This window comes from Verrucomicrobiota bacterium (genome assembly GCA_034440155.1).
GTDB lineage: Bacteria > Verrucomicrobiota > Verrucomicrobiia > JAWXBN01 > JAWXBN01 > JAWXBN01.
This window is the reverse complement of the sequence record JAWXBN010000128.1, coordinates 20,766-43,075: the sequence shown is the minus strand read 5'-3', so window position 1 is coordinate 43,075 and position 22,310 is coordinate 20,766. Positions and strand designations below refer to the sequence as shown.

At 48.4% G+C, this 22,310-nt stretch carries 21 protein-coding genes and 1 tRNA gene; 16 read left to right on the top strand and 6 right to left on the bottom strand.

All coding sequences use genetic code 11. The features are described 5' to 3' along the window. The 11 genes from SGI98_13045 to SGI98_12995 all read left to right on the top strand — a co-directional run. Positions 1 to 231, top strand: a 231-nt coding sequence (locus SGI98_13045; GenBank protein MDZ4744329.1) for a hypothetical protein, incomplete at its 5' end; no start/stop codon positions are given. A 297-nt stretch (positions 232 to 528) separates the two neighbouring features. After that, positions 529 to 604: transfer RNA gene (locus SGI98_13040), tRNA-Ile, on the top strand. Between the two features lie 70 nt (positions 605 to 674). After that, a complete protein-coding gene (locus SGI98_13035; protein ID MDZ4744328.1) occupies positions 675 to 1,832 on the top strand; it encodes an aminotransferase class I/II-fold pyridoxal phosphate-dependent enzyme in 1,158 nt (385 codons plus the stop codon). 168 nt (positions 1,833 to 2,000) lie between these two features. Further along, positions 2,001 to 3,986 (top strand): squalene--hopene cyclase, encoded by a 1,986-nt coding sequence (shc, locus tag SGI98_13030; GenBank protein MDZ4744327.1) that lies wholly within the window; start codon positions 2,001 to 2,003, stop codon positions 3,984 to 3,986. Between the two features lie 259 nt (positions 3,987 to 4,245). After that, positions 4,246 to 5,661, top strand: a complete 1,416-nt coding sequence (locus SGI98_13025; protein ID MDZ4744326.1) for a CorA family divalent cation transporter — start codon at positions 4,246 to 4,248, stop codon at positions 5,659 to 5,661. Positions 5,662 to 5,877: 216 nt separating this feature from the next. Next, positions 5,878 to 6,126 carry a hypothetical protein gene (locus SGI98_13020; GenBank protein ID MDZ4744325.1) on the top strand — a complete coding sequence of 83 codons (249 nt, stop codon included), beginning with the start codon at positions 5,878 to 5,880 and terminating at the stop codon, positions 6,124 to 6,126. 117 nt (positions 6,127 to 6,243) lie between these two features. Next, complete coding sequence (locus SGI98_13015) at positions 6,244 to 7,098, top strand: DUF692 domain-containing protein (protein ID MDZ4744324.1); 855 nt, start codon at positions 6,244 to 6,246, stop codon at positions 7,096 to 7,098. Next, entirely contained in the window at positions 7,079 to 7,972 is an 894-nt protein-coding gene (locus SGI98_13010) for a putative DNA-binding domain-containing protein (GenBank protein ID MDZ4744323.1), read from the top strand. Before SGI98_13015 ends, SGI98_13010 begins: the two co-directional genes overlap by 20 nt. After that, complete coding sequence (locus tag SGI98_13005) at positions 7,972 to 8,478, top strand: DoxX family protein (protein MDZ4744322.1); 507 nt, start codon at positions 7,972 to 7,974, stop codon at positions 8,476 to 8,478. The genes SGI98_13010 and SGI98_13005 overlap by 1 nt, the downstream gene beginning before the upstream one ends. 24 nt (positions 8,479 to 8,502) lie before the next feature. Continuing rightward, a complete protein-coding gene (locus tag SGI98_13000; protein ID MDZ4744321.1) occupies positions 8,503 to 9,126 on the top strand; it encodes a sigma-70 family RNA polymerase sigma factor in 624 nt (207 codons plus the stop codon). Positions 9,127 to 9,143: 17 nt separating this feature from the next. Further along, the gene (locus SGI98_12995; protein MDZ4744320.1) at positions 9,144 to 9,425 is read left to right on the top strand and encodes a hypothetical protein; all 282 of its coding nucleotides are present in this window, start codon (positions 9,144 to 9,146) and stop codon (positions 9,423 to 9,425) included. Here SGI98_12995 and SGI98_12990 read toward each other — a convergent pair. After that, positions 9,412 to 11,466 carry an aldo/keto reductase gene (locus SGI98_12990; GenBank protein MDZ4744319.1) on the bottom strand — a complete coding sequence of 685 codons (2,055 nt, stop codon included), beginning with the start codon at positions 11,464 to 11,466 and terminating at the stop codon, positions 9,412 to 9,414. The two genes, SGI98_12995 and SGI98_12990, sit on opposite strands and share 14 nt — an antisense overlap. Positions 11,467 to 11,600: 134 nt before the next feature. Between SGI98_12990 and SGI98_12985 the strand changes: the two genes are divergently transcribed. Beyond that, a complete protein-coding gene (locus SGI98_12985) occupies positions 11,601 to 12,434 on the top strand; it encodes an AraC family transcriptional regulator (protein MDZ4744318.1) in 834 nt (277 codons plus the stop codon). A 1-nt stretch (position 12,435) separates the two neighbouring features. On the opposite strand, the gene SGI98_12980 is transcribed toward SGI98_12985, so the two are convergent. Further along, entirely contained in the window at positions 12,436 to 12,891 is a 456-nt protein-coding gene (locus SGI98_12980) for a cytochrome c (protein ID MDZ4744317.1), read from the bottom strand. 151 nt (positions 12,892 to 13,042) lie between these two features. On the opposite strand from SGI98_12980, the gene SGI98_12975 reads away from it, so the two are divergent. Next, positions 13,043 to 13,432 (top strand): RbsD/FucU domain-containing protein, encoded by a 390-nt coding sequence (locus tag SGI98_12975; GenBank protein ID MDZ4744316.1) that lies wholly within the window; start codon positions 13,043 to 13,045, stop codon positions 13,430 to 13,432. Positions 13,433 to 13,436: 4 nt separating this feature from the next. Then, the gene (locus SGI98_12970) at positions 13,437 to 15,683 is read left to right on the top strand and encodes a LemA family protein (GenBank protein ID MDZ4744315.1); all 2,247 of its coding nucleotides are present in this window, start codon (positions 13,437 to 13,439) and stop codon (positions 15,681 to 15,683) included. Positions 15,684 to 15,867: 184 nt separating this feature from the next. Here SGI98_12970 and SGI98_12965 read toward each other — a convergent pair whose 3' ends face one another. Further along, positions 15,868 to 17,337, bottom strand: a complete 1,470-nt coding sequence (locus SGI98_12965) for a UbiD family decarboxylase (GenBank protein ID MDZ4744314.1) — start codon at positions 17,335 to 17,337, stop codon at positions 15,868 to 15,870. A gap of 257 nt (positions 17,338 to 17,594) precedes the next feature. On the opposite strand from SGI98_12965, the gene SGI98_12960 reads away from it, so the two are divergent. Next, positions 17,595 to 17,807 carry a hypothetical protein gene (locus tag SGI98_12960; GenBank protein MDZ4744313.1) on the top strand — a complete coding sequence of 71 codons (213 nt, stop codon included), beginning with the start codon at positions 17,595 to 17,597 and terminating at the stop codon, positions 17,805 to 17,807. Here the strand turns inward: SGI98_12960 and SGI98_12955 are convergent. From SGI98_12955 to SGI98_12945, 3 genes are read right to left on the bottom strand one after another with little or no spacing between them, the layout of a single operon-like run. Beyond that, positions 17,800 to 18,759 carry a bile acid:sodium symporter family protein gene (locus SGI98_12955; protein MDZ4744312.1) on the bottom strand — a complete coding sequence of 320 codons (960 nt, stop codon included), beginning with the start codon at positions 18,757 to 18,759 and terminating at the stop codon, positions 17,800 to 17,802. The genes SGI98_12960 and SGI98_12955 overlap by 8 nt on opposite strands. Further along, positions 18,759 to 19,292 carry an adenine phosphoribosyltransferase gene (locus SGI98_12950; GenBank protein MDZ4744311.1) on the bottom strand — a complete coding sequence of 178 codons (534 nt, stop codon included), beginning with the start codon at positions 19,290 to 19,292 and terminating at the stop codon, positions 18,759 to 18,761. The genes SGI98_12955 and SGI98_12950 overlap by 1 nt, the downstream gene beginning before the upstream one ends. Positions 19,293 to 19,321: 29 nt before the next feature. After that, positions 19,322 to 20,326, bottom strand: a complete 1,005-nt coding sequence (locus SGI98_12945) for a sigma-70 family RNA polymerase sigma factor (GenBank protein ID MDZ4744310.1) — start codon at positions 20,324 to 20,326, stop codon at positions 19,322 to 19,324. A 132-nt stretch (positions 20,327 to 20,458) separates the two neighbouring features. Here SGI98_12945 and SGI98_12940 point away from each other — a divergent pair, with 132 nt between their 5' ends. Then, the gene (locus SGI98_12940) at positions 20,459 to 22,282 is read left to right on the top strand and encodes an NADPH-dependent assimilatory sulfite reductase hemoprotein subunit (protein MDZ4744309.1); all 1,824 of its coding nucleotides are present in this window, start codon (positions 20,459 to 20,461) and stop codon (positions 22,280 to 22,282) included. The last annotated feature ends 28 nt before the right edge of the window (positions 22,283 to 22,310 follow it).

Genomic DNA, 22,310 nt, shown 5'->3' with positions numbered 1-22,310 from the left:
GAAATAGGGAGGGTCGAGATTCTCGCTCGGACCAGCATGGGGGAGGAGAATGTTCTCAGTACTAAGTCAGCAGAGTGTGTAGGGCAAGCGGCCCTCACTTGCCACGGGTCAGAGTTTCACGGCGACATCCGACATTTGGTAACCGAGCCGGTCGCCCTACACAAAAGAGGTTTCTCGGCACACCGCAGCAAATTGCACCACGAAGCCACGAAGCGCACGATGATGAAATAGGGAGGGTCGAGATTCTCGCTCGGACCGTAGCCATGGGATCCAGCAGGAATATCACGATCAGGTTTCTCTTCCCTGTGCCGAGAAATTCCTTTTCCTTTGTGCGCTTCGCGTGAGCAACTTGCGCACCGTGTCGGGCAAGCGGCCCGCGACTTTTCCCAGCGACTTGCCCTCTAGGGGAACACACGCATCTGACTCGCCACCGGGCACGGAGAGCTAATTTCGCTCGTTTTGTTCTTTGCATTCCGCGCTGGACGAAAGGGCGTAAAGTGGTTAAAAAGGAAAAATCCTTCACAGGAAGGGCCTATAGCTCAGTGGTTAGAGCAGGGGACTCATAATCCCTTGGTCCAAGGTTCAAATCCTTGTGGGCCCACCAATTTCCCCCCTATCGCAATCCTTCTGGAATATTGCATCAGCGGGGGCAATCCTCTAAGAATGGGCGTCCTATGCCAGTGACTGCATCACGATTGAATGTTTTTACCGAGTCCGTCATCCGAGGGATGACCCGATTGGCGAATGAATACGGGGCGATTAATCTCGCACAAGGATTTCCTGACGGGAATCCGCCGGAGGTTTTGGTCCGGGCCCTTGAAAAAGCGGCGCGGGGGCCATTCCACCAATATGCGATGACTTGGGGGGCACCCCGATTCCGGGAAGCCCTTGCGCGGAAGATTAATCATTTTTCCGGTGTGCCAGTCGATCCTGACGGGAATCTGGTCGTGACCTGTGGAAGCACGGAAGCCATGATGGTGGCGATGATGACGGCTTGTAATCCCGGTGATAAAGTCATCATTTTTTCGCCATTCTACGAGAATTACGTCGCCGACACGATCCTTTCAGGAGCCGAGCCGATTTATGTGCCCCTGCATCCACCTGATTTTCGTTATGACCCGGAGCAACTTGCGCGGGCATTCGACCAGAAACCCAAAGCAATCGTCGTCTGTAATCCCTCGAACCCGAGTGGAAAAGTGTTTACTAGGGAGGAATTGTTTGAAATCGGTGACCTCGCTGAAAAGCATGATGCATTTATCATTACGGATGAGGTTTATGAACACATTATCTTTGCCCCGCACAGACACACGATGATGGCTTCACTTCCCGGATTTTTCGACCGGACAATCACGTGCAGTTCGCTCTCTAAAACGTATTCCATCACCGGATGGCGTCTGGGGTATGTCATGGCATCGAAACAAGTCATCGACCAAGCCAAAAAAGTCCATGATTTCCTGACAGTGGGTGCGGCGGCACCCTTACAAGAGGCGGCAGTGGTGGGTTTGGAATTACCGGATTCTTATTATACTGGACTGACAGAAGCATACACCCAGAAGAAAAATGTCTTTGTCGAGGCCGTGGAACAAACTGGACTTGAGTATACAAAGCCCGAGGGGGCTTATTTTGTATTGGTAGATATATCTCCCCTGGGTTTCGCTTCGGATACCGAGGCGGCGGAATGGATGGTCAAAACCATTGGCCTCACCGGTGTGCCGGGGTCGAGCTTTTTCCGGGAGCCGGTAAATCATTTGATCCGGTTCCACTTCGCCAAGGATGAAGCCGTTCTCCGTGAGGCGGGCGCGCGGTTACTTACGGTCAAAGCCTTGCGCTAATTTCGTGAGAAAGAATAGTCTTATTAATTTATAAAGTATTTAATAAGAATATGTTATGTTTTGATAGACTCACATTTAAAAAGAGCTGATAGGGGAGTGTTTTTTTGAGGGGAAAAGTGATGGTTAAGAAACCTTGAAAGACTCGCAGCAATTTGTTCTAATAAAAAAATGGCTTTAAAGTACAACACTGAATCTCATTCCCAAGTACGGACAACACTGAAGGAACCTGATATTATCTCTCTTCCGAGTATCGAGCAAAAAGTCGATACGGCCATGAAACTCGCCCAGGATCATATTTTAAAGCTTCAGCTGGAGGAGAAATACTGGTGCGGGGAGTTATTTGTGGATACCACTTTGGCCAGTGACCTCATGATCTGGATGGTTTGGCAGGATAAGGTCGATCCCGTACTGAAAGATAAGCTGGTTAAGCATTTATTGGACAGGCAGTTACAAGATGGTGGATGGACGATTTATCCAGGAGGACCGAGTGAAATCAATGCGAGTATCAAGGCCTATACCGCCCTGAAATTAGCGGGGTACAAAGCTGAAGAACCCCTCATGAAACATGCCCGTAATAATATTTTACGTCTTGGTGGCATCCCGAAATGTAATACCTATGCGAAGCTGGCCTTAGGCCTGATCGGGCAATTTCCATGGAAACATATCCCGGCGATCCCCCCGGAAATCATTCTCCTGCCTGATTGGCTTTTCTTTAATATTTACGAAATCTCCTCTTGGAGCCGGGCTATCGTCATCCCTCTGGCGATTATTAATGACCTAAAGCCCACCCGCGTTTTGCCGACAAATATGCAGCTCCATGAGCTTTTCCCGGTCGGCACGGAAAATAGCGATCTTTCCCTCAAACGGAGTAAAAAGCTTTTTAGCCTGCGTAATGGATTCCTGCTCGTGAATAAAATCCTGATAGCTTATAATAACCACCCGATCAAATTCCTCCGTCGCAAGGCCATTAAAAAGTGTGAAGCATGGATGGGTGAACGTATCGAGAAAGCCGACGGGATAGGGGGGATTTTCCCGAGTACCCTTTTTTCAGTTTTTGCCATGCAGGCAATGGGTTATCCTGAGGATCATCCTTGGTTGGTCAGCTCGATCAAGGCGATTGAAAAGCTCTACGTTAACGATACGCAGAATAATGATTTCAGAATCCAACCATGCCTTTCCCCGGTCTGGGACACGGCTATCGCGCTGATTGCCCTACGTGAATCCGGAGTACCTGAGAACCATCCCCAGCTGTCCAGGGCAGCTGAGTGGTTACTGGATAATGAAATTAAAATCAAAGGTGATTGGGTCCATAAGAATCCCTCCGCCGAACCCAGCGGTTGGGCCTTTGAATTCCGCAATGAACATTATGCCGATGTGGACGACACGGCCATGGTGCTCATGGCCCTCGACCGGGTCAAGACCCTCACCCGTGAAAACGATAAAGCCGCGGCGATCAAACGGGGGAGTCGTTTTATCATGAGTTTCCAATGTGCAGACGGTGGGTGGGCGGCTTTTGACAAGGATGTCATGAAGTCCTGGCTCGAGGACGTCCCGTTTGCGGACCATAATGCGATTCTCGATCCGTCCTGTAGCGATATCACGGCACGCATCTTGGAAATGTGCGGATTATTCCATTGGGACCAGAATCACCCGAATATTCGCAAAGCCCTCAAATACCTCAAAGACACTCAGGAAGAAGATGGTTCTTGGTATGGACGTTGGGGTGTGAATTATATTTACGGCACTTGGCAGGTATTGCGAGGTCTGTTTTATCTGGGCATTGATATGAGGCAGGACTGGGTCTTGCGCGCCCGTGACTGGCTGGAAAGTTGCCAAAATGATGACGGAGGCTGGGGAGAAAGCTGTCATACCTATGAAGACCCGACGACCCGTGGACAAGGACAGAGCACACCCTCACAAACGGCTTGGGCACTCATGGGACTCTGTGCCTGTGGTGACCTCGACCGTGATAGTATCCGCAAAGGAATCGAATATCTCATCCAAACACAAGAACCTAACGGAGAATGGAAAGAGGATGCGATTACCGGGACAGGTTTCCCTAGGGTATTCTACCTGAAATACGATTTCTACCGCCTCAGCTGGCCTCTCTTGGCACTGGCCACCTATAACAAAATGCGCCGCGGCGAACTCTAAAATTTCCTCAAACACAGATTAACCGCCAAGACGCGTGGGGGAGCCAAAAAAATACAGTTCTGAGTGCGAAGTGGGGCGGAGGAATCCTGAACTTCAGAATGTGTCGGGCCGGATTACTTTAACGTGTGACGGGCAAGTGGCCCTGCTTACTACGGGGTATTCGCTGAAAAGAGAGATTGATTTCATCGTTATTTGAGCGCAAATTGTGCGCCATGGGACTGATGGATGGTATCTGTAATCCGGCGGATTTAATCAATATATGAATATCAGAAAGTTGGCTGAAAAAGTGAAGCGGCTGTTGAGGGATGAGAATCAAGGGGTTCTTGCGATATTCGCCTTGGCACTGGCTATCCAGGATGTTTTTTTTACCACGGACTTAGAGTGGAGGGAGGTTTGCAAAACCGTTCAGTATGGTGTGATTTTTGTTTTTGCGATTGAGTACCTCGCTTCCTTTTGTCTTTCGAAGCAGAAGGCGAAGTATATCTTTACGGTCAGGCGTTTATTAGATATCGGGATTATCTCCCTGTGTTTACTTTCACTCCTGCCCAGTGTCTCGGATATGCTTGTCCATAGTGCGGCGCTCCATTTCTTGAGACTGACACCGATTCTTTTTTTTGGGTACCGCAGTACCCGCGAGCTTCTGCTTCCGGATACGTCTCTTGATGCGCATGGTGGTTCCGGGGAAATTGGATTTCACCGGTTAGAGGTCGGTTCAGACAAGACCGTGTCATTTGTCGACCTGAGTAAAAATGATTTTGTGGCTTGGATGAGTGACCCCGTCCGCGTGGGGAGTTATTGTGCCGATTTTGATGATTCAGGTTTGCTAGCGGAAAGCTTGGCCACCCCGTCCATGCCGGCTTCATTTATTCAAAGTGCTTTGGCGAAGACCAGCTACCCCCGTATTTCCCGGTTAGGCAGCACATTTGTCTTCTCCGGATCCTTACCTACCCTCGCGGAACATGATGCCCTCAATTTTTATATTGAGCCGGTCCCTTTCCTTTTTGTCTGTACGGCACAAAGCCTTCTCATTGTCTCCGCTGACCACCATTCAATTGTCCATACGGCTTGCCAACTTTTGACTGCTGAAGACTTTATTTCGGGTCAACCTTTACACGCCCGCCTGACGCTAGGTATGTTTAAGCTCTTGCTGGCACGTTATGAAGATATCGCGACCAGGCTGGAGAGCGAATTGCGCGGCTGGGAGATGCTGCCCCTCGACCGTCCACGGGACACGACTTATTTAAAGATTTATCACCTCCAGCAATCTCTGGCGGGGATGAAATCGGATTTGTGGCGGCTCCGTCATATCTTTGACAAGCTTGAAAATGGCAAGGTCAAGCTCCCCTTCGACAGTCCCGATTTTGCGTCGATGTACAATCTCTTTTCGGACACCTGTGATTACACGGCGGAAGCATTTAACCAGCTTTACGATAGTACCAGCTCGGGGTTAGAACTCCGGATGAATCTCATTTCATTCCAGATGAATAGGTTCATGGGATTACTGGCGGTCGCCACTGCCATTGCGATTATCCCGACCGCCCTTGGCGGTTTTTTAGGGATGAATGTCGAGGGGATAAATTTTCCTGTGACGCTCGGTAATGTTTGTTTTTGGGCAGCGATGCTTGTTGCGCTGGTCTTATATTTCATGAAAACCCGGGGTTGGTTACGTTTTTAGGTGGTTCTTTATGGATAGGCCCCATTCTTTTTTAAGAATCACATTTACGCTTCTTATTGGTAAACAGTCACTTACACGATAAATAAAAAATTCCTAAAGTTTTTTGTAAGGATTTGCACTGACCGGACACTTATTTACGAAACCGTGAATTTTTAATCATACGTTCACTTGGTCATCAAAATTAAACAAACAAATAATAGGACTCACATTATGAAAATGAATAAGAACCTTCTCGTCGCCGCTGCTATCGCAGGATTAATGACCGCAAGCACCGGAGCTGTAATGGCTATGGATAATAATATTGCAGGTACGACAAAACAGCTCGAGAGCAAAGATAGCTGTAAAGGCAAGGACGGTTGCAAATCAAAAGATGGCAGTAAAGACAAAGACAGTTGTAAGTCAAAAGATGGCAGTAAAGACAAAGACAGTTGTAAGTCAAAAGATGGATGTAGTGCAAAAAAGTAGTTTTTTGATTTAGAATCCACCCCTTCCTCGGTTTATGGGGGAGGGGGTTTTCAGACCTTTCATGGTTAAACTTCTCATTCATCACTCTTATCTAATTTTTTAAATTCAAACCATCACATGTCATCAAACCGCTTTAATGCATTTTCGACACTCGGTGTGGGTGTAGGATTAAGGGTTCCGCATTATGATCATATTTTGAGTGAAAAACCGCCGGTTGAATGGTTTGAGATTATTTCAGAAACTTACATGGGCGATGGGGGGAGTCCATTGGCGATCCTCGACAAGATCCTGTCTGATTATCAAGTCATTCAGCATGGGGTTTCCCTTTACCCGGGTTCAGTAGGTCCTCTTAACAAGGATCATTTAAAGAGACTAAAAAGACTTTTGAAAAGGACACATGCGCCTTGGGTCTCAGACCATATTTGCTGGGGGAGTGTGGACGGGACATATAGCCATGATTTATTACCGCTTCCATACACGAAAGAAGCCGTACGGATTGCTGCCGCAAAAATCCGACAAACGCAGGATTATATTGAAAGACCCGTGGCTATTGAAAATGTCAGTAGTTATGCGGAATTTCACGAGTCGACAATGACGGAATGGGAGTTCCTAACGGAAGTCGTGGAGATGGCTGACTGCGGGATATTACTCGATGTGAATAATATTTATGTCTCGTCGTTTAACCACGGATTTAATCCATTCGACTATCTCACGGGTATTCCTCCAGAACGAGTGGCCCAGATCCATATCGCAGGACATTCTCATTACCAAAAATTTATTTTAGATACCCATGACGCACCGGTAATTGACGATGTCTGGGCCTTGTATCAAAAAGCAATCGGGCTTTTCGGTCCGACCCCCACTTTATTAGAGTGGGACGATAAAATCCCCACCTTCGAGGAAGTCTGGGATGAAGCGAGGAAAGCCGAAAAATATTTGGAGGGTTCGTTTCATGGGCAAATTTTCGCTTAAACAATCAAAATTAAAGAAGACTCAAGTGCTTTGGATGGGAGCTTTGAGGGTTCCTTTGCTTGAAGGAGTAGATTCCATGCGCAATTTGCGCGGGTCGGATTTGCCGGCTTCATTCCAGGGACGTCAGGCGGTGGCGAAGGTAAAGGATGGTAAACGGATCACGGCAGTCGAAAGACTCGAAATTTATCGCAGACAGTATTGGTTCCGTATTACTGAATCATTGAGGGAGGATTTTGAAGGGGTTTCCATCATCTTGGGTGAAGCAAATTACCATCAACTAGTCGATGAATACCTGAAGAAAATCCCATCAAGATGTTGGACATTAAAGGGATTAGGAAAGTATTTTTCCGGGTATATCGCCAGGCACCGAGATCAATCAGTGCCTACTCATCTGGCAGCTCGTAACATGGCTGAGCTTGAATGGGCGATGATCGAAAGTTTTGATGCGGCAGAACACAACGGCAAACCCTTTCCTCAAACTGAAGAGGAAATTGCTCGTGCAAAATTCTATCTCACCCCGTCTGTGCGCCTAGTGAGGGCATCCTTCCCACTAGATCGCATTTTTGCACTGGCGAAGAAAGGTGGGCGAAAGCCTTTGTCATTATTATTAAAGGAGAATCAGGAACGTTACTTTGCTGTGTATCGAACGACTTCTTATCAGGTTCGGTGTAAGGAAATGTCATTTGTGGAGTATAGCTGCCTCCAGCAATTTGCTACTAAAGGGGTGACGTTAGGGGATGCTATTACTGCCTTGCCTCGGGATTTACCAGAGGGAGAACTGTTACTGATTCATTTTAAAAAATGGTTTGCTTCATGGAAAAAAGAGCTCTGGCTTGAATGCCGGACAAAACAATCAAAAGGGAGGGTAAAATAATGAACCTTAAAGATCAAAAACATGTTTGTCTCATATCATGCGCGTGTGATTTTACCCAAAAAGCAGGGGTAGCGATGCCATGGCTCCAATCATTTTTCCTATTGGCAGTCAGGCTTATTTGGGGATATGGTTTTTTCCGCACGGGTTTTGGAAAGTTACAGCATTTAGATCAGGTCACTGACTTTTTTAGGGGGCTTGGGATTCCTCTTGCCGAATATCAGGCGCCTTTTGTGGGGTGTTTGGAACTTGTCGGGGGGATATTGATTATTTTGGGACTCGGTACCAGATTGATCTCCATCCCACTCATGGGAACACTTATTGTTGCTTATTTGACGGCACACAGGGAGGAGCTTGGAATGCTTTTTAGAGATCCTGAACCTTTTATGTCTGCGGCCCCATTTTTATTTCTTCTGGCCATGGTCATTCTTTTTCTTTTCGGCCCGGGGTTCCTTTCATTAGATAAATTAATCAGGGGAAAAACCTGTAAAAAATATTCACAGACTTAATAATAACAGATAAAGATTGGCCTCATGGATATCACTAAATTTACACCACTACCCTTGAATGATGAGAATCAATGGGTGGATCTTCATGGGGATTATCTATTCCGTTATGCCTTGTCACGTGTCTCCTCGGAACATAATGCTGAAGATCTTGTCCAAGAAACATTTTTGACAGCATTAAAGTCAAAGGATGCCTTTGAGGGGCGCTCAACTCAGAGGACTTGGTTGACGGGTATTTTGAGGAATAAAATCATGGAACACTACAGGAAGGGTGCACGTTTCAAGGGTATTCCCGTGGATGAATCTTATGAGCAATGTAGCCATGAACTCATGGATAAGCATAAACATTGGGATTTAGATCCAAACCATTCCCCGGCTGATTGGGCACCATCACCTTCACAGTGCCTGGAAAATAGCGAATTTTGGGTAGTGATACAGCAATGTGTCGGTAAACTCCCGGTTAAAGCCTCTCAAGTGTATATCATGCGTGAGATTGACGGTTTGGATACATCTGAGATCTGTGCGGTAACAGGAGTCAGTGAGAGTAATCTCTGGGTACTGCTGCACCGCTGCCGCTTTTTACTGAGGCGTTGTCTGGAGCTGAACTGGTTTGTCTCTCCTGCAAAAGCCACCGGAGGTGATGACCAGTGATTAATCTTAGCAGAACAATGGTAGCCCCTGTTTTTTGGTTGCTCGACAAAGTCGCCATGTCTTGTGATGTGCATACGCAAATTGTTTCAGCATCATTTGACCGGCGGTTGACTTTATTCGAGAAAATCAAATATCATATTCATGGTATTGCCTGTCACTTCTGCCGACGTTATGAGAGACAATTAAATGGTATGCGCAAAGCAGCCAGGATAAATGCCCTCGAGTTCGGCCAACGAACCCACCGGACAATGTCTCCTGAAAGCAAGGCGAGGATAAAAGAATTGCTTAAAGGTGGTTAGTTTCGAGGTTCAGCCAAGAGAGTTCCTCTTGAGTAAGCTCCAGATGAATGCCGAGCAATGAAGTCCGGATTTCCTCGATTGTTTTTGGCCCGATCAAGGCGTAACAATTAAAGGGCTGGTTTAAGACGTATGCCAAAGCAATTTGTGTGGGCGTGACATTTCTTTTCTTCGCGAGGTCCTGTGCCCTTTCAAGCCTTTGGAAGTTCCCTTCATTAAACCAGACACGCGAGACTTCCCGGGTCCAGGCATCCCTCTCCGGCGGAGTATCGCGGTCAAAGGCCCCTGTAAAAAAGCCCGAGGCCTGGCTCGACCACGCCAAAAGGGGAATCCCTGTTTTTTTGAGCCATTCAATAGATGACTGGTCCGAGGAGCTGAAACAACTTCCCCACATCGGTTCGTTCCATTGGGCGAGGGAAAAGTGATTACTGATCGTGCTGAAGCCTTTTAATCCTTTTGCCTTGGCATAAGCATTGGCTTCATCGATACGAGCTGTGCTCCAGTTCGACCCGCCAAAGACCTTAATGCGACCGGCACGAACGAGTTCATTTAAACAGTCGACGAATTCGCTGGCGGGGATCAAGGGGTTATCCCTGTGAAGGCAATAGATGTCCAGATAATCGGTTTCCAAACGGTCAAGGGATTCGTGGAGTTGTTTGACCAGTGTCTCGGGATCACATCCCGGATCGTGGAAGGCCCGGTTTGTGCATGCCAGAGTGGCTCCTTTACCGAGAATGACAAATTGCTCACGCACCCCGCGCAAATTGATCCAATGACCAAGGGCTTTTTCGCAGTTTGGACCATAAACCCATGCGGTATCGGCCCCGTTGCCACCCTTTTCAAAATAGTGATCGAGGATAGCCGTGGTGTAGGCCATGTCATCAAAACGCAGGGACATCGACCCTATGATGACGCGGCTCAAGGGTTTGTCTAATCCATCGATCTTACCCATGGGAATATGATCTGATGAAGCAAATTGTAATGGTTTTCCCGAGAGGGTCGATTTTTTGAGAGTATCATCTTCTTCCACGGGGAATTTGATTCCGGCGGCTTTACGCCATTGATCAAGGGCTTTTTGCTGGCTGATACTGTCGGCCCATGTCATTGCAGGGGCTTGGGCTTGTGTGCGGCCTTCGAGGACTGAGTTTCCAAGAATATCCACTTCGTGGGTATAGAGGTTTTTGTCGCTTGTGACTTCGAAATTTTGTATTTCTTGTCCATCGAGTTGGATGGAGTATTTGCCATCGCTGAACCAAGGGCTTGGAATAATCATATGGCCTTTAGATCCGTAAATCCGGATGGAGTTATGTAGGGTAACCATGAGCCCGGAGGAAAGGTTTGCAATGATGTCCCCGGGGAATTTAGCAATGGCCGTGGACCATTCATCCACACCTGATTTCCCTACATGGGCAAAAGCGGATAACTCTACCGGATCGGCAAATTCCTTGCCGGCAGCTGCCCCAGCGATTAAGCGTGCCGCGCTGATGGAATAACAACCAACGTCCATGATACCACCATAGGATAATTCACGGGAAAGCCGGTTGCTAGAGGAGCCTTCCCCACAGTTAAAGGAGAACTGGGCTTCGATGAGACGGAGTTGTCCAATGGCTCCATTCTCGATGTCCTTGACCCAGGCGGCAGTGCCGGGATGGCAACGCCACATAAATGCCTCCATAAAGAATACTCCGTTAGCACGGACGGCCTCCAGCATGACCATAAGTTCTGCATAATTACTGGCGAGGGGTTTTTCGCAGAGGATATGTTTGCCCGCAGATGCAGCAGCCACGACCCATTGGCAGTGCACACTATTTGGGAGGGCGATATAGACGGCATCAATATTTTTATCTAAAAGTAGCTCCTCATAAGAGCCATAAGCCCTGACTGGATCCTTGAGCTCGTGTTTTTCGACCCATTCTTGGGCTTTGGATAGGTTCCTGCTGGCGATTCCAGCGAGGATGCCGGTTTGACTTGTAGGCATGGCCCGGACAAGTGCATCACTGATCATTCCTGTTCCCAGTATTCCCCAACGGATTTTTCTGCTCATCATTTTTATTTTTCTCCTGTGGATGTCCGAGTGTGATCATGCATGACAACGGGTGAAAGTCAGCGGAAAAGACTTGTACAAAATCATGAAATAATTGATCTTTTGCACGAAAAATAGCTTAGAATATAAAATATATGGAATTCCACCAATTTAATCCTGATTTTCTGGACTTAAAACTACTCATGGAAATGCCCCGCGAGGTCCGGGGATTATTCCGCAATCACGTCCATAGCCATGATTTTTTCGAGTTGGGACTTATCATAAAAGGTGAATGTGATTGTGAATATGGTCAGTCCTCACTCATCACCCTCAAGGAGGGGCAAGGGCTCCTAGTCCCCCCCGGTCAAGAGCATGTGGAGTCAAACCGTAAACAAGGCCTTCACCAGCTGGGCTGGGTGGGTTTCTCAGTGGGTTCCCCGGAATGGTCTGATTATCTCACGGGATCACTCTGTCAACGGGTTCTTTCGATGGAAGGTGATTTTGATGAAATACTGAGGGTTTTCCGTGCCTTGCAGAAAGAGCAAGGTGGGCGCAATTTGCACGGCCCGGCCCGGATACGGTTATTACTGATCGAGCTTTTGATCCTGATGGATCGCTCCCAGAGTAAAGGGTCCCCTACAAAGAAAATAAAAGCAGTGCAAACAAACAGGCACTCGCGGGTGCTGGCATCAGCAGCAGATTACCTCGAGTTAAACTATGGAAATCCGATGAGTATCACGCAAATTGCGCGTTACCACTCCTTGAGTATGAATCATTTTATCGTCCTTTTTACAAAGGAATACAAAGTCACACCTAAACATTATTTACAGCAGATCCGCTTGCGCAAGGCACTAGGAATGATCAGGGACGAAAAACGGCAGATAAAGGAGATTGGGATACTTTGCGGATTCAAGGATCCCGCCCGTTTTTGTCGGTGGATTAAAGCAGAGACAGGAAAAAGCCCGCGGCAATACCGGAAGGACGAGTGATTTAATTTCTCAGGGCTCTGACTTGTGCTGGTTGCACCGGAGGGGTCTCGATGCCTCCAAATTCTGCACGGATGTAAGTGCTGATAGCGGCGATATCCTCGTCTTTGAGATAATTAAGTGGGGGCATGGCGTTGCTGAATTTTTTACCATTTATAGTGCTGCTGCCTTTTTGGCCATTGAGGATCGTATTGACCAGTTGCGCTGGATTCTTTGCAGAGACCACGGGTGATTTATCCAAATCAGGTGCCAGTAGGCTGCCTGAGCCGCTGGAATGACAGACGGCACAATTCATTTTATATGCTACGGCCCCTGTTTGATAGAGTGTTTTGGCATCCATATCCGGGGGAGGAATTGTGGCGGTTTTCTTTTCGTCGGAACAGGCGCATACGATCATCGATAAAAAAAGCAGGGCTGCGAGACGGAAAAAAAATTGATCATAGAGTTTGTTTTTAAGCATGGTTGTTTTTTTTGGGGGGGTGGACACGACATTTGCACGGTCGAAATATCTCTTCAACCGATTATTTTATCAATTTATCGACCTATTGAAAGAACTTCTATTTTCTAGGATGATCGGTCTATAATCCATCAAAACAATAAGGGGGTTAACCATGCTGAAAACAGAAATTCTTAATCCACATATCCTTTTTCCCCTATCACGGATACGTCATACAAATGCCTTGGTCATTGCCGACCGGCGAGTTTCCTTTTTGGCCGGGATCGAAACAGTCGATATTACCTTGGTCGATGGTGTCCCGAGGGTCCTCCGGGCTTTAGAGGCTCTACGCGGGCAAGCGACTTTTGATCAGGCCTACATGGCTGAGGAGTTTATCTCCCATTACTCTCAGGAGACCCGGGAGCAATTTGCGCGGGCTTTGACAGGGATTAATGTGGATTATGAGTTCCATCCTGATTTCAAAAAGCGGGTGCCGCAGGCGATTGGTCTGATCCGGACCGGAGACACTATCCCGTATGCAAATATGATTTTGATTTCAGCCTGATCCGATGAAAGTTTTTTTTCTCATTTTAATGGCTTTGCTCTTGATCGGGGGTGGAATCCTCCTTCAAAGGTTCGGGTTTGATGCCATCCGTAAAACCAGGGAGTTGGCCCGGTTGCCTGAGGGTAAAGTCATCGGGGTTATTCCTGGAGAGGTCCACCTGCGCGGCACGACGAAAATCTTTAATGCCCAGGTTCATACACCCTACACGCATGCCCCGTGCCTCCACTATAGTTACACGCTAGAAGAAGAAACCAAGGATTCCGATGGGGACACTTCCTGGAAAGTCCGTGAGAGGAAATCGGAGTCTGTCCCGTTCCTCCTGAATGATGAAACCGGCCAAATCGTGATTAATCCCACGGATGGCATTAAATGGAATCTCACCCGCAACCAGGTGAATATCGACGGGAAATTCAGGCATACGGAAACATATTTGCAGGGAGGGGAGGTCATTACCCTCTTTGGGTTTGCCCAAGCTAATGAGCGGGGGATATTGCAAGTTGGATTCCAGGAACCCGGGGTTTATGTGCCGATTATTACCACGGGCACGGAGGTGGCGGAGCGTGTGTCGATTGTCTTTAAAGGAGTGATGATGGTCTGGGGGGCATTGGTTTGCTGGTCGCTGGCGACGGTGGTCTTTTGCGGGATACTCGGGGCATATCGGCCCATGGTATATCTGGTGATGCTGGCGGTGATATTAGGCGGCTCTTTGGCTTATTTCGGTTACACCATGATGCATCGCGACGCTATTGCCGCGGTGGAACGACTAAAGCACCAGGAAGAAATGGCCGATCTCATGGTACAGAAGGAGGATGGTTTGCCTTTGTGGGGAAATACCATGTCTCCGAGGCGCGTTGAAATCAGGAGTGAGCTCATTGCGTCCGCTAAAAGGACACGGGAGACTTTATACTCTTTTCCGGAAAATCTTTTCCTCCCGATGTGGGGGTTGTCAGGATTTGAAAAGCAGTTCCCATGTGTTGACTATCCCTTGGATAATGAGCTGCGTTGGAAACAGAAAACAGCTCGTTTTAGTTTTTTACTCGCGGGGAGTATTTGTGCGGGGGCTCTGCTTGTGGCCTTGATAGCAGCGTGGTTTGGATTTGGTCAGTTACGTATCCGCCGATTCATCGACAATGTGACGACGGCGAAACCTGCGGGTATCAGCTACGGACTCGCCGAGACTGTGGGAGTGGTTTCATTTGCCGATGATGACCAGAAATTAGTGGGACCTTTAAGCGGACAGACCTGTTGTTATTATCATTATAAGGTCGAGGAAAAGAAAGGCTCAGGTAAAAACTCCAAGTGGGTGACACTACAAGATGACAAAGAAGTAAAAATATTTTATTGCCGTGATGAGTCCGGTCAGATCAGGGTGGACCCCCAGGGTGCAAAGATTTTTACGAATCACCAGCTTGTCTCGAAAGATGGTGATATGCGATACACGGAAAATTGGGTTCAAGAAGGTGACCAAGCTTATATCCTCGGGGCCGCCCAAGTAGACCCGTTCACAGGGAGCTCCCTTTATATTACCAAACCGGATTTGAAGGAACCCTTTATCTTGGCGAACTTACCAGAACAGACAATCAAACGGTATTATGCGAAGGATGCCATCCTCTGGCATAACACCAGTATTAATACCCTGATTCTTTTTGCCCTCATGCTTTTTGGGTTTGCGGGGAGCTTTGCCCCGTCGAATCTCTTGCTGGCGGGATTAGTGCCAGTTGCTTATCTTGCCCTCGTCATGGTGGTGCTGGTCTTTAATGACCTCGTCGATTTGAGGCAAAGGGTGCGTAAAGCTTGGGCGAATATAGATGTGTCCCTGAAAAAGCGGGCAGACCTCGTCCCGATGCTGACGCAAATTGCAGAGGCCTATTTCCAGCACGAAAGTCCCGTCCAGGAGTCCCTGGCCCAAATGCGCAATTTGCTCGGGAGCCAGAAACAATTCTCCTCGGCGGAGGCTACGCAATTTGCACAGGCAGAGCACCATTTCACCACGAGTTTTATTGCTATCAGGGAGGCTTATCCTGATTTAAAAGCCAGCGAAGTCCTCAGCCAGACAGCCCGGACGCTGACATCACTGGAAAATGAAATCGCCTTGATGCGGGAAGGGTATAATAACAGTGTGGAAAATTATAACACCCGGTGCGGAAAGATTCCGGAAATCATTTATGCCAAACTTTTTGGATTCAGGCAGGCCGACTTCTTTAATGCCCCGTTTGAGATCCAACAGGTACCAAAAGTGAACCTGTCTTAAAGATGCCAGAGTTTATCTGGCAGTATGCTAAAAAAAAATGACATTGCGAAGAATGCTCCTCAAAAAAAACGAATCTTTCAAAGAGCCGAGTCAAAAACGACTTGGCTCACGAGTAGCCTAAAAAAGTAAATGACACCGAAGGGGAGGGGGAATCATATCAGACCAAGCCAATGAGCCGAACGCCTTACCAGCGCCAGTGTTTCAGCACACGCTCGCGGACGCTTTCGGGGTAGTCCCCTTTGAAACTTGAAATTTTGCAACGCCCCTGACCTTCCTCCGGCAACAAGCCGTCGTGCACGATTTTCGGCCCACGGGCTGCTTCACGTTCTTGGTGCGAATAACAGGTGAGAAGCGGTAATATCAGGCCCACTTCGACGTACTGTCGCTCGGTCGGGTGACAGCGCGTGGGGATCGCCCACAAAAGATCCTTCATGTTCGTCGGGTCGATGTCGTCATCGAGGATGTAAAGGATCTCCATGCAGTGTCCAAACAACGACCCCCAAATGATCGACGCTATTTTTTTGGAAAACTCCATGGAAGAAATTCCTGGTAACTTCTGGCGCCAATCGGGCGACACCGTCACGATGAGCCAGCTCACCGCAGTCTCAAATGGCGTCCAGGCCATGGTGACGGGCAGACCCGCCTCGCGCAAAAGCCCTAGACCCTCAACAGAAAAACCAAGCCCTGCGCAGGTGTGAAACTCGTCCACAGGTTTGCCCTCGGGAACGAAAGGCCAGATGGCGCCATCCCGGTAGGAAATGGATTTGATATGGTAGGTGGGTTGCATCCCCGTCTCGGTGGCCTGATAGCCTTGATATTCGCCGAAGGGCCCCTCCATTGAGTCGTTGACAAGCGAAACATATCCTTCGATGACGACTTCCGCGCTTGCTGGGACTTCCAGATCCACCGTCTCACACCGGACCACCTCGATCGGCTCGCCGAAATGAGCTCCCAAATAGTCGGATTCGCTGATCCAATCTTCCAGAGGCATTGCGGAAACGAATGGTAACCCCGGTTCACAGCCCTGGCAAAGGGCGAATGGCATTTCACGGCCAATCGCCACCCACATGTCCCAGATCATGCGGATATGCTGCGGCTTCTGGAAAAGTCCAGTCATACGTTTGCCATCGAGTTTCTCAATGCGAGCGATCGACCAGCTTGTCCATTTGGCGTCGGGTGAACGCACGACGATCGTCCCCCAGGTATTCGCATAGGGCCCACCGTCCCCCTCATGAAGCGTACCAATCGGGAAAATATCGAGCGTGGCCGCCTCTCCTCGTAGGATGTTCTGTTTAAACGGGGCATTCTCGACCAGCTTCGGAGGGATCTTTGGTTTACTCCGGCTCGCCACTAACGCCTCAACGATTTGTAACCAAGTGGCGTTGATCGGTAGGCCGACGGAAAGCGCGACACGTGCCGCCGGGTTATTCGGAAGGGAACTCAGGGCTCCTGGAGCTCCAAGGGCGCGCATTCCGGGTTTGGCTCCTTTAATATTGGTAAAAAGCGGTGCTGGAGCTGGAATCGGCTGGTCGTAACCAAGACGGGTAAACGCGGCCATTTCTAGGTAAGGGTCGACTTCATGGTCGATGTCGCACAAGTCTCCAAGTTCACGGAGGGTTTCGATGTATTCCCTGAGATCGCGAATGCGGTGCATAACCGCATGATATGGTTGCCGCCCTCAGAAAACTAGCTTATTATTCAGCAATATTCGCCGAGAGTCGTTTCTTGCTACGATCTTCTAATCGTGTTACTTATTGGTTCAATGTTGAACCCTGAAGACATTACCAAAGGCTGAGTGGTACCGGCTTGCTCCCATCGACCGTTGGAAGGAAACTGAAAAGCTTTGGTCATTTTTTATTCAAACGGGAGGTAGCCTTGATCCCGAACCCGATACACAAAGTCCTTTCCACGATGCAGGATTTTCAAGTGAAATGCCTGCTAATGGGCGGTCAGGCATGTGTTTTACACGGTGCAGCAGAGTTTAGGAGGAATACGGATTTCGCCCTGATGGCGGGTGATGAAGAGAAGGTGGTTCTTGGACTTGCGCAGGAGGAAATGATTTGCCCAGATATTGATCGCCGCTATTGGCTCCCGCTCAAAAAAAGAGTGAGAAGATTTAGATAGATTTAAGGGGTGAACTTTTATTTAGTCCCGCATCCTTTTTGAGACGCCAATAACCGGCTAGGGCACTGCCGATGAGCGAGTGGAAGACACTGGAAACGGCACAAGGTACGGCAGTTAGGGGATCGGAAAAGTTATTCCTCGCCAGCACCACGCCGAGTCCGGAATTCTGCATGCCGACTTCGACCGAAACGGTACGGGAGGATAACTCATCCAGCCTCATGAGGCGGGCGAAAATGTAACCCACGGCGAATCCTGTACTGTGGAGAGTGAATACCGCCAAGAGAAGTGTGGGGCCGGATTGACGGATAGCTTCTGCATTGAGTCCGATGATTTTGGCGACAATCAGGACCACGCCGAGGACAGCCACCAAGGGAAGCACGGGTAATGCGAATTTAACTTTTTCCCGAGCAAATTGATTCAAGAGTAGTCCTCCGATGACGGGAAGGACGACGACTTGGACCGTGTCAAAAAAGAGGTTCCATCCATTTACATAGACCATGGTACCAGCCAGCCATTTTGTCAGGAGCGGGGTCATGATTGCGGCCGCGAGTGTGCTGCACATGGTCATCACGACGGAGAGTGCTACATTGCTCCGTGCGATGTAACACACGATATTTGATGCCGTCCCGCCGGGACAACAGGCGACAAGGATCAGGCCTACTTTCATCGGGGTGGGGAGATTAAACACGCTCGCAGAGAGCCATCCCATAAATGGCATGATCGTGTACTGGGCGAAAAAGCCGATCGTAACGGCCTTTGGCATTTTACGGATCCCTCGGAAGTCATCAAAAGAAAGGGTCAGCCCCATCCCTAACATGATAATAGCCAAGGTGGGATTGATCCACTTGACATTATACCAATCAAAGAGTGAAGGCTGGATGAGTGCGAGTACTGCTCCGCTGAGCACCCAGACGGGAAAGAGATTGGCTAAGATGGCTAAAATGCGAGCCATTAATACTTCACGACGGAGTGAATCGGCAAATCGCCCAGCTTTTTGCGTCCTTCGAGGAATCCAAGCTCGACTAAAAATGAGATACAAGTGATTTTCCCACCGAGCTTCTCCACAAGGATGGCCGCAGCATGGGCGGTGCCGCCAGTAGCGAGAAGGTCATCGACGATAAAAACTTTGTTTCCCGGTTTGATGGCATCCTCATGGATCGCGACAATATTTTCGCCGTATTCAAGTTCGTAAGATTGCTCAATGGTTTTATAGGGGAGCTTGCCTTTTTTGCGAATGGGCACAAAACCGATGCCGAGATGGTAGGCGATAGCCGCACCAAAAATAAATCCACGGGCATCGATCCCGAGGATGATATCGGGGCGTTCGGCTAGGCAGGGCTCAGCTAAGGCATCGACAGCGAGTTTGAATGTGTCTGGGTTCAGCAGGACGGGAGTGATATCTTTAAAGAGGATGCCTGGTTTAGGGAAATCAACAATGTCACGTATGGTATTTGAAATGGTTTTGATCGTAATTTCGTCTGGCATAATAATTTCCGGCTTATCGGGGTGGTAGGTTAATCAATTGAAATGAATTGGCGGTCTTTTTTACCCATGGCCTTAAGCATTTTATTCAGGGCGATATTCTGGATTTGGCGTACACGCTCACGGGTGATCTTGAATTTTACCCCGACTTCTTCTAAGGTGCGTTCATTCGCCCCGTCCAAGCCGAAACGGAAATTGATAATCTCGCGTTCGCGTGCGTCTAGGATGGCTAATAATTCATCCAAGTCATCTTTGAGTTTTTTACTGCGGAGCATCTCGTAGGGATTGAGTGCGGATTCATCCTTGATAATGTCACCAAAATTCGCCGAGTCTTCGTCATTACTGATCGGGGCATCTAATGACGCCGGGCGGATTGCCGCTGTGCGTAGCCGTGCGATTTTTGTCACACTCATACTCATTTCATCGGCGAGCTCTTCATCGGTGGGTTCCCGTCCAAATTCCTCACTCATCCGTGCCGCGACCCGGCGCATCTTACTGATCTTATCCACCAAATGGACAGGGAGTCGGATTGTTTTACTTTGGTTGGCCAGAGCGCGTTTGATGGATTGTTTGATCCACCAAGAGGAATAAGTGCTCAGTTTTCCCCCTTTATTCGGGTCGAAACGTTCCACAGCCTTCATCAGACCGATATTTCCTTCGGAAATGAGGTCAATTAAGGGGAGTCCGAAATTTGAATAATCATGGGCGATTTTAACAACCAAACGCAAATTGCTCTTGATCATGCGTTCACGGGCTTGAGCGCCTTCTTCGGCAAGCTTTTGAAGAGCTGCTTTTTTGGCTTTATCCTTATCAGGAATAGTTTTTTTGACCGCTTTAGTCTTGGTAACGGTCACTTTTGCAGGGATTCCCTTGACCTTTTTAGTGAATTCCTTGATTTTTACTTCTGCTTCCACCCCTTTTTTGATGATTGCAGCCAGATCAATCTCGTCCTGAACGGTTAAAAGGGGGACTTTCCCGATTTCACGAAGATAAATGGTTATGCTGCTCTCACTTTCTGAATCAATAGGCCCAGCCATAGAAATACAATATTTAAGTTAACACTCTCAAAAGCCAAGAGATTTTTAGGCTTTTTTTGTAAAAAATCATCATATGTCCAAATGTATGGAAAGGAATCCCATCTATTTAGTGGGAATATTAATGTTAATGTGATGATCTCAATTGATTTTCTTTCGGAAGTCGTTCACTTTGTAGCGGAACAATCATCATTAGGAAAATACGTTATGTCGAATAACCCGGTAGAAGAACTCAAGGATAAGAGTAATTATTTACGCGGAACATTGGCCGAAACACTGGCTGACGCTTCAAAAACCCATTTTAGTGAGGAAGAAAACCTGCTCCTCAAATTCCATGGCTCCTATCAACAAGATGACCGCGATCTCCGCTCAAAGCTCAAAGCTGAGGGAAAAGACAAGGCGTGGAGTTTCATGCTCCGGACAAAAACCCCGGGTGGATCGATGACAGCGGCCCAGTACGTCGTTCACGATCAATTAGCCGATGACTTGGGCAATCGGACCATGCGTATCACGACACGCCAAGGCATTCAATTCCACGGGATACTCAAAGGCGGATTTAAGGAATGCGTCCAAAGAATCCATGAATCTGGGGTGACGACATTAGGAGCTTGTGGTGATGTGGTCCGTAATACGATGGGGCCTTCCTCCCCGATCAAGGACGATGCCCATGCCGAATGTTTGAGATTTGCTAATGAGATCACTGCTTATTTCCTCCCGCGCGCTGGGGCTTATGCCGAGATATGGCTCGATGGACAAAAAGTTGATTTGTCGGGGAAAACACCGGAAGAAGTGGAGCCCATCTACGGGAAACATTATCTCCCCCGTAAATTCAAAATAGGCATCGTGATTCCTCCCCGTAACGATGTGGATATTTACTCGCAGGATATCGGTTTTATCGCCCATGTCGAGGCTGGCAAATTGCTCGGTTATCATATCGTCGTCGGTGGTGGATTTGGGATGGCGCACGGGAATACCGCGACCCAGCCTTGCCTCGCTCAACCCCTCTTTTATGTGGCTAAAGAACACGCCCTCGAAGCTTGCGAAGCTATTGTGACTTTCCAGCGTGACCACGGTAATCGTGAAGACCGTAAACAATCCCGCTTTAAATATCTCGTATTACACAAAGGAATCGACTTTGTCCGGGATGGCGTCAAAGCACGTATGAAATCACCGACATCACCTTTTAAACCTATGACATTCACGACGGTTTCCGATGCACTCGGATGGAATGAACAAGGCGATGGGAATCTCTTTGTCGGGGTACATGTCGCCCAAGGCCGGATCAAGGATGGCGACGGGATTGATTACAAGGCGGCTTTCATTAAAATCGCCAAGGAGATTGGTTGCCCAGTCATGTTAACACCGAATTGTAATATCATTTTCCACGATATTACCGCTGAGCAAAAACCCGCAGTCGAAAAGATCCTCTCGGAAAACGGGGTTCCTCCGGTGGAAGGCTTTACCGAAGCCCGCAAGGTCGCCCATGCCTGTGTGGCCCTCCCGACATGCGGCTTATCCCTCGCGGAGAGTGAACGTGTCTTTAGTAGTGTCATGGACGAGATCGATGCGGTCCTGAAGGATTTGGGCATCGAGAAAGAGCCCATCCTCGTCCGGATGACCGGTTGCCCGAATGGTTGTGCCCGCCCTTACAATGCAGACTTTGCATTTGTCGGTAGGGCTCCAAATAAATATGCCTTTTATGTCGGCGGTTCATCCCGCGGTGACCGTTTGGCGGGCCTTGAGAAAAAATCCCTCGAACGTAAAGACATTGCCGCTACCGTGCGTACTTATTTGGAAGATTTTAAGGCGAACCGTAAAGCCGGTGAGAGTTTCACAGACTTCTGGGGTCGTACGAAAGTCACTGGCCCGGCTCCACACGCGGATCAATTCCACTACGAGCTGAAGGAGCGTGAATCACGTTTGGCCTCCTTAAAAGCAACAGGGACCCCTGCCGAATAGTCGCGCCTTCTAACTAATCTGGTTTTCC

Bases quoted from the DNA above. Each gene is read 5' to 3' on its own strand.
- SGI98_13035 (MDZ4744328.1), top strand. From the start codon at position 675: ATGCCAGTGACTGCATCACGATTGAATGTTTTTACCGAGTCCGTCATC.
- shc (MDZ4744327.1), top strand. From the start codon at position 2,001: ATGGCTTTAAAGTACAACACTGAATCTCATTCCCAAGTACGGACAACA.
- SGI98_13025 (MDZ4744326.1), top strand. From the start codon at position 4,246: ATGAATATCAGAAAGTTGGCTGAAAAAGTGAAGCGGCTGTTGAGGGAT.
- SGI98_13020 (MDZ4744325.1), top strand. From the start codon at position 5,878: ATGAATAAGAACCTTCTCGTCGCCGCTGCTATCGCAGGATTAATGACC.
- SGI98_13015 (MDZ4744324.1), top strand. From the start codon at position 6,244: ATGTCATCAAACCGCTTTAATGCATTTTCGACACTCGGTGTGGGTGTA.
- SGI98_13010 (MDZ4744323.1), top strand. From the start codon at position 7,079: ATGGGCAAATTTTCGCTTAAACAATCAAAATTAAAGAAGACTCAAGTG.
- SGI98_13005 (MDZ4744322.1), top strand. From the start codon at position 7,972: ATGAACCTTAAAGATCAAAAACATGTTTGTCTCATATCATGCGCGTGT.
- SGI98_13000 (MDZ4744321.1), top strand. From the start codon at position 8,503: ATGGATATCACTAAATTTACACCACTACCCTTGAATGATGAGAATCAA.
- SGI98_12995 (MDZ4744320.1), top strand. From the start codon at position 9,144: ATGGTAGCCCCTGTTTTTTGGTTGCTCGACAAAGTCGCCATGTCTTGT.
- SGI98_12990 (MDZ4744319.1), bottom strand. From the start codon at position 11,466: ATGAGCAGAAAAATCCGTTGGGGAATACTGGGAACAGGAATGATCAGT.
- SGI98_12985 (MDZ4744318.1), top strand. From the start codon at position 11,601: ATGGAATTCCACCAATTTAATCCTGATTTTCTGGACTTAAAACTACTC.
- SGI98_12980 (MDZ4744317.1), bottom strand. From the start codon at position 12,891: ATGCTTAAAAACAAACTCTATGATCAATTTTTTTTCCGTCTCGCAGCC.
- SGI98_12975 (MDZ4744316.1), top strand. From the start codon at position 13,043: ATGCTGAAAACAGAAATTCTTAATCCACATATCCTTTTTCCCCTATCA.
- SGI98_12970 (MDZ4744315.1), top strand. From the start codon at position 13,437: ATGAAAGTTTTTTTTCTCATTTTAATGGCTTTGCTCTTGATCGGGGGT.
- SGI98_12965 (MDZ4744314.1), bottom strand. From the start codon at position 17,337: ATGCACCGCATTCGCGATCTCAGGGAATACATCGAAACCCTCCGTGAA.
- SGI98_12960 (MDZ4744313.1), top strand. From the start codon at position 17,595: ATGCAGGATTTTCAAGTGAAATGCCTGCTAATGGGCGGTCAGGCATGT.
- SGI98_12955 (MDZ4744312.1), bottom strand. From the start codon at position 18,759: ATGGCTCGCATTTTAGCCATCTTAGCCAATCTCTTTCCCGTCTGGGTG.
- SGI98_12950 (MDZ4744311.1), bottom strand. From the start codon at position 19,292: ATGCCAGACGAAATTACGATCAAAACCATTTCAAATACCATACGTGAC.
- SGI98_12945 (MDZ4744310.1), bottom strand. From the start codon at position 20,326: ATGGCTGGGCCTATTGATTCAGAAAGTGAGAGCAGCATAACCATTTAT.
- SGI98_12940 (MDZ4744309.1), top strand. From the start codon at position 20,459: ATGATCTCAATTGATTTTCTTTCGGAAGTCGTTCACTTTGTAGCGGAA.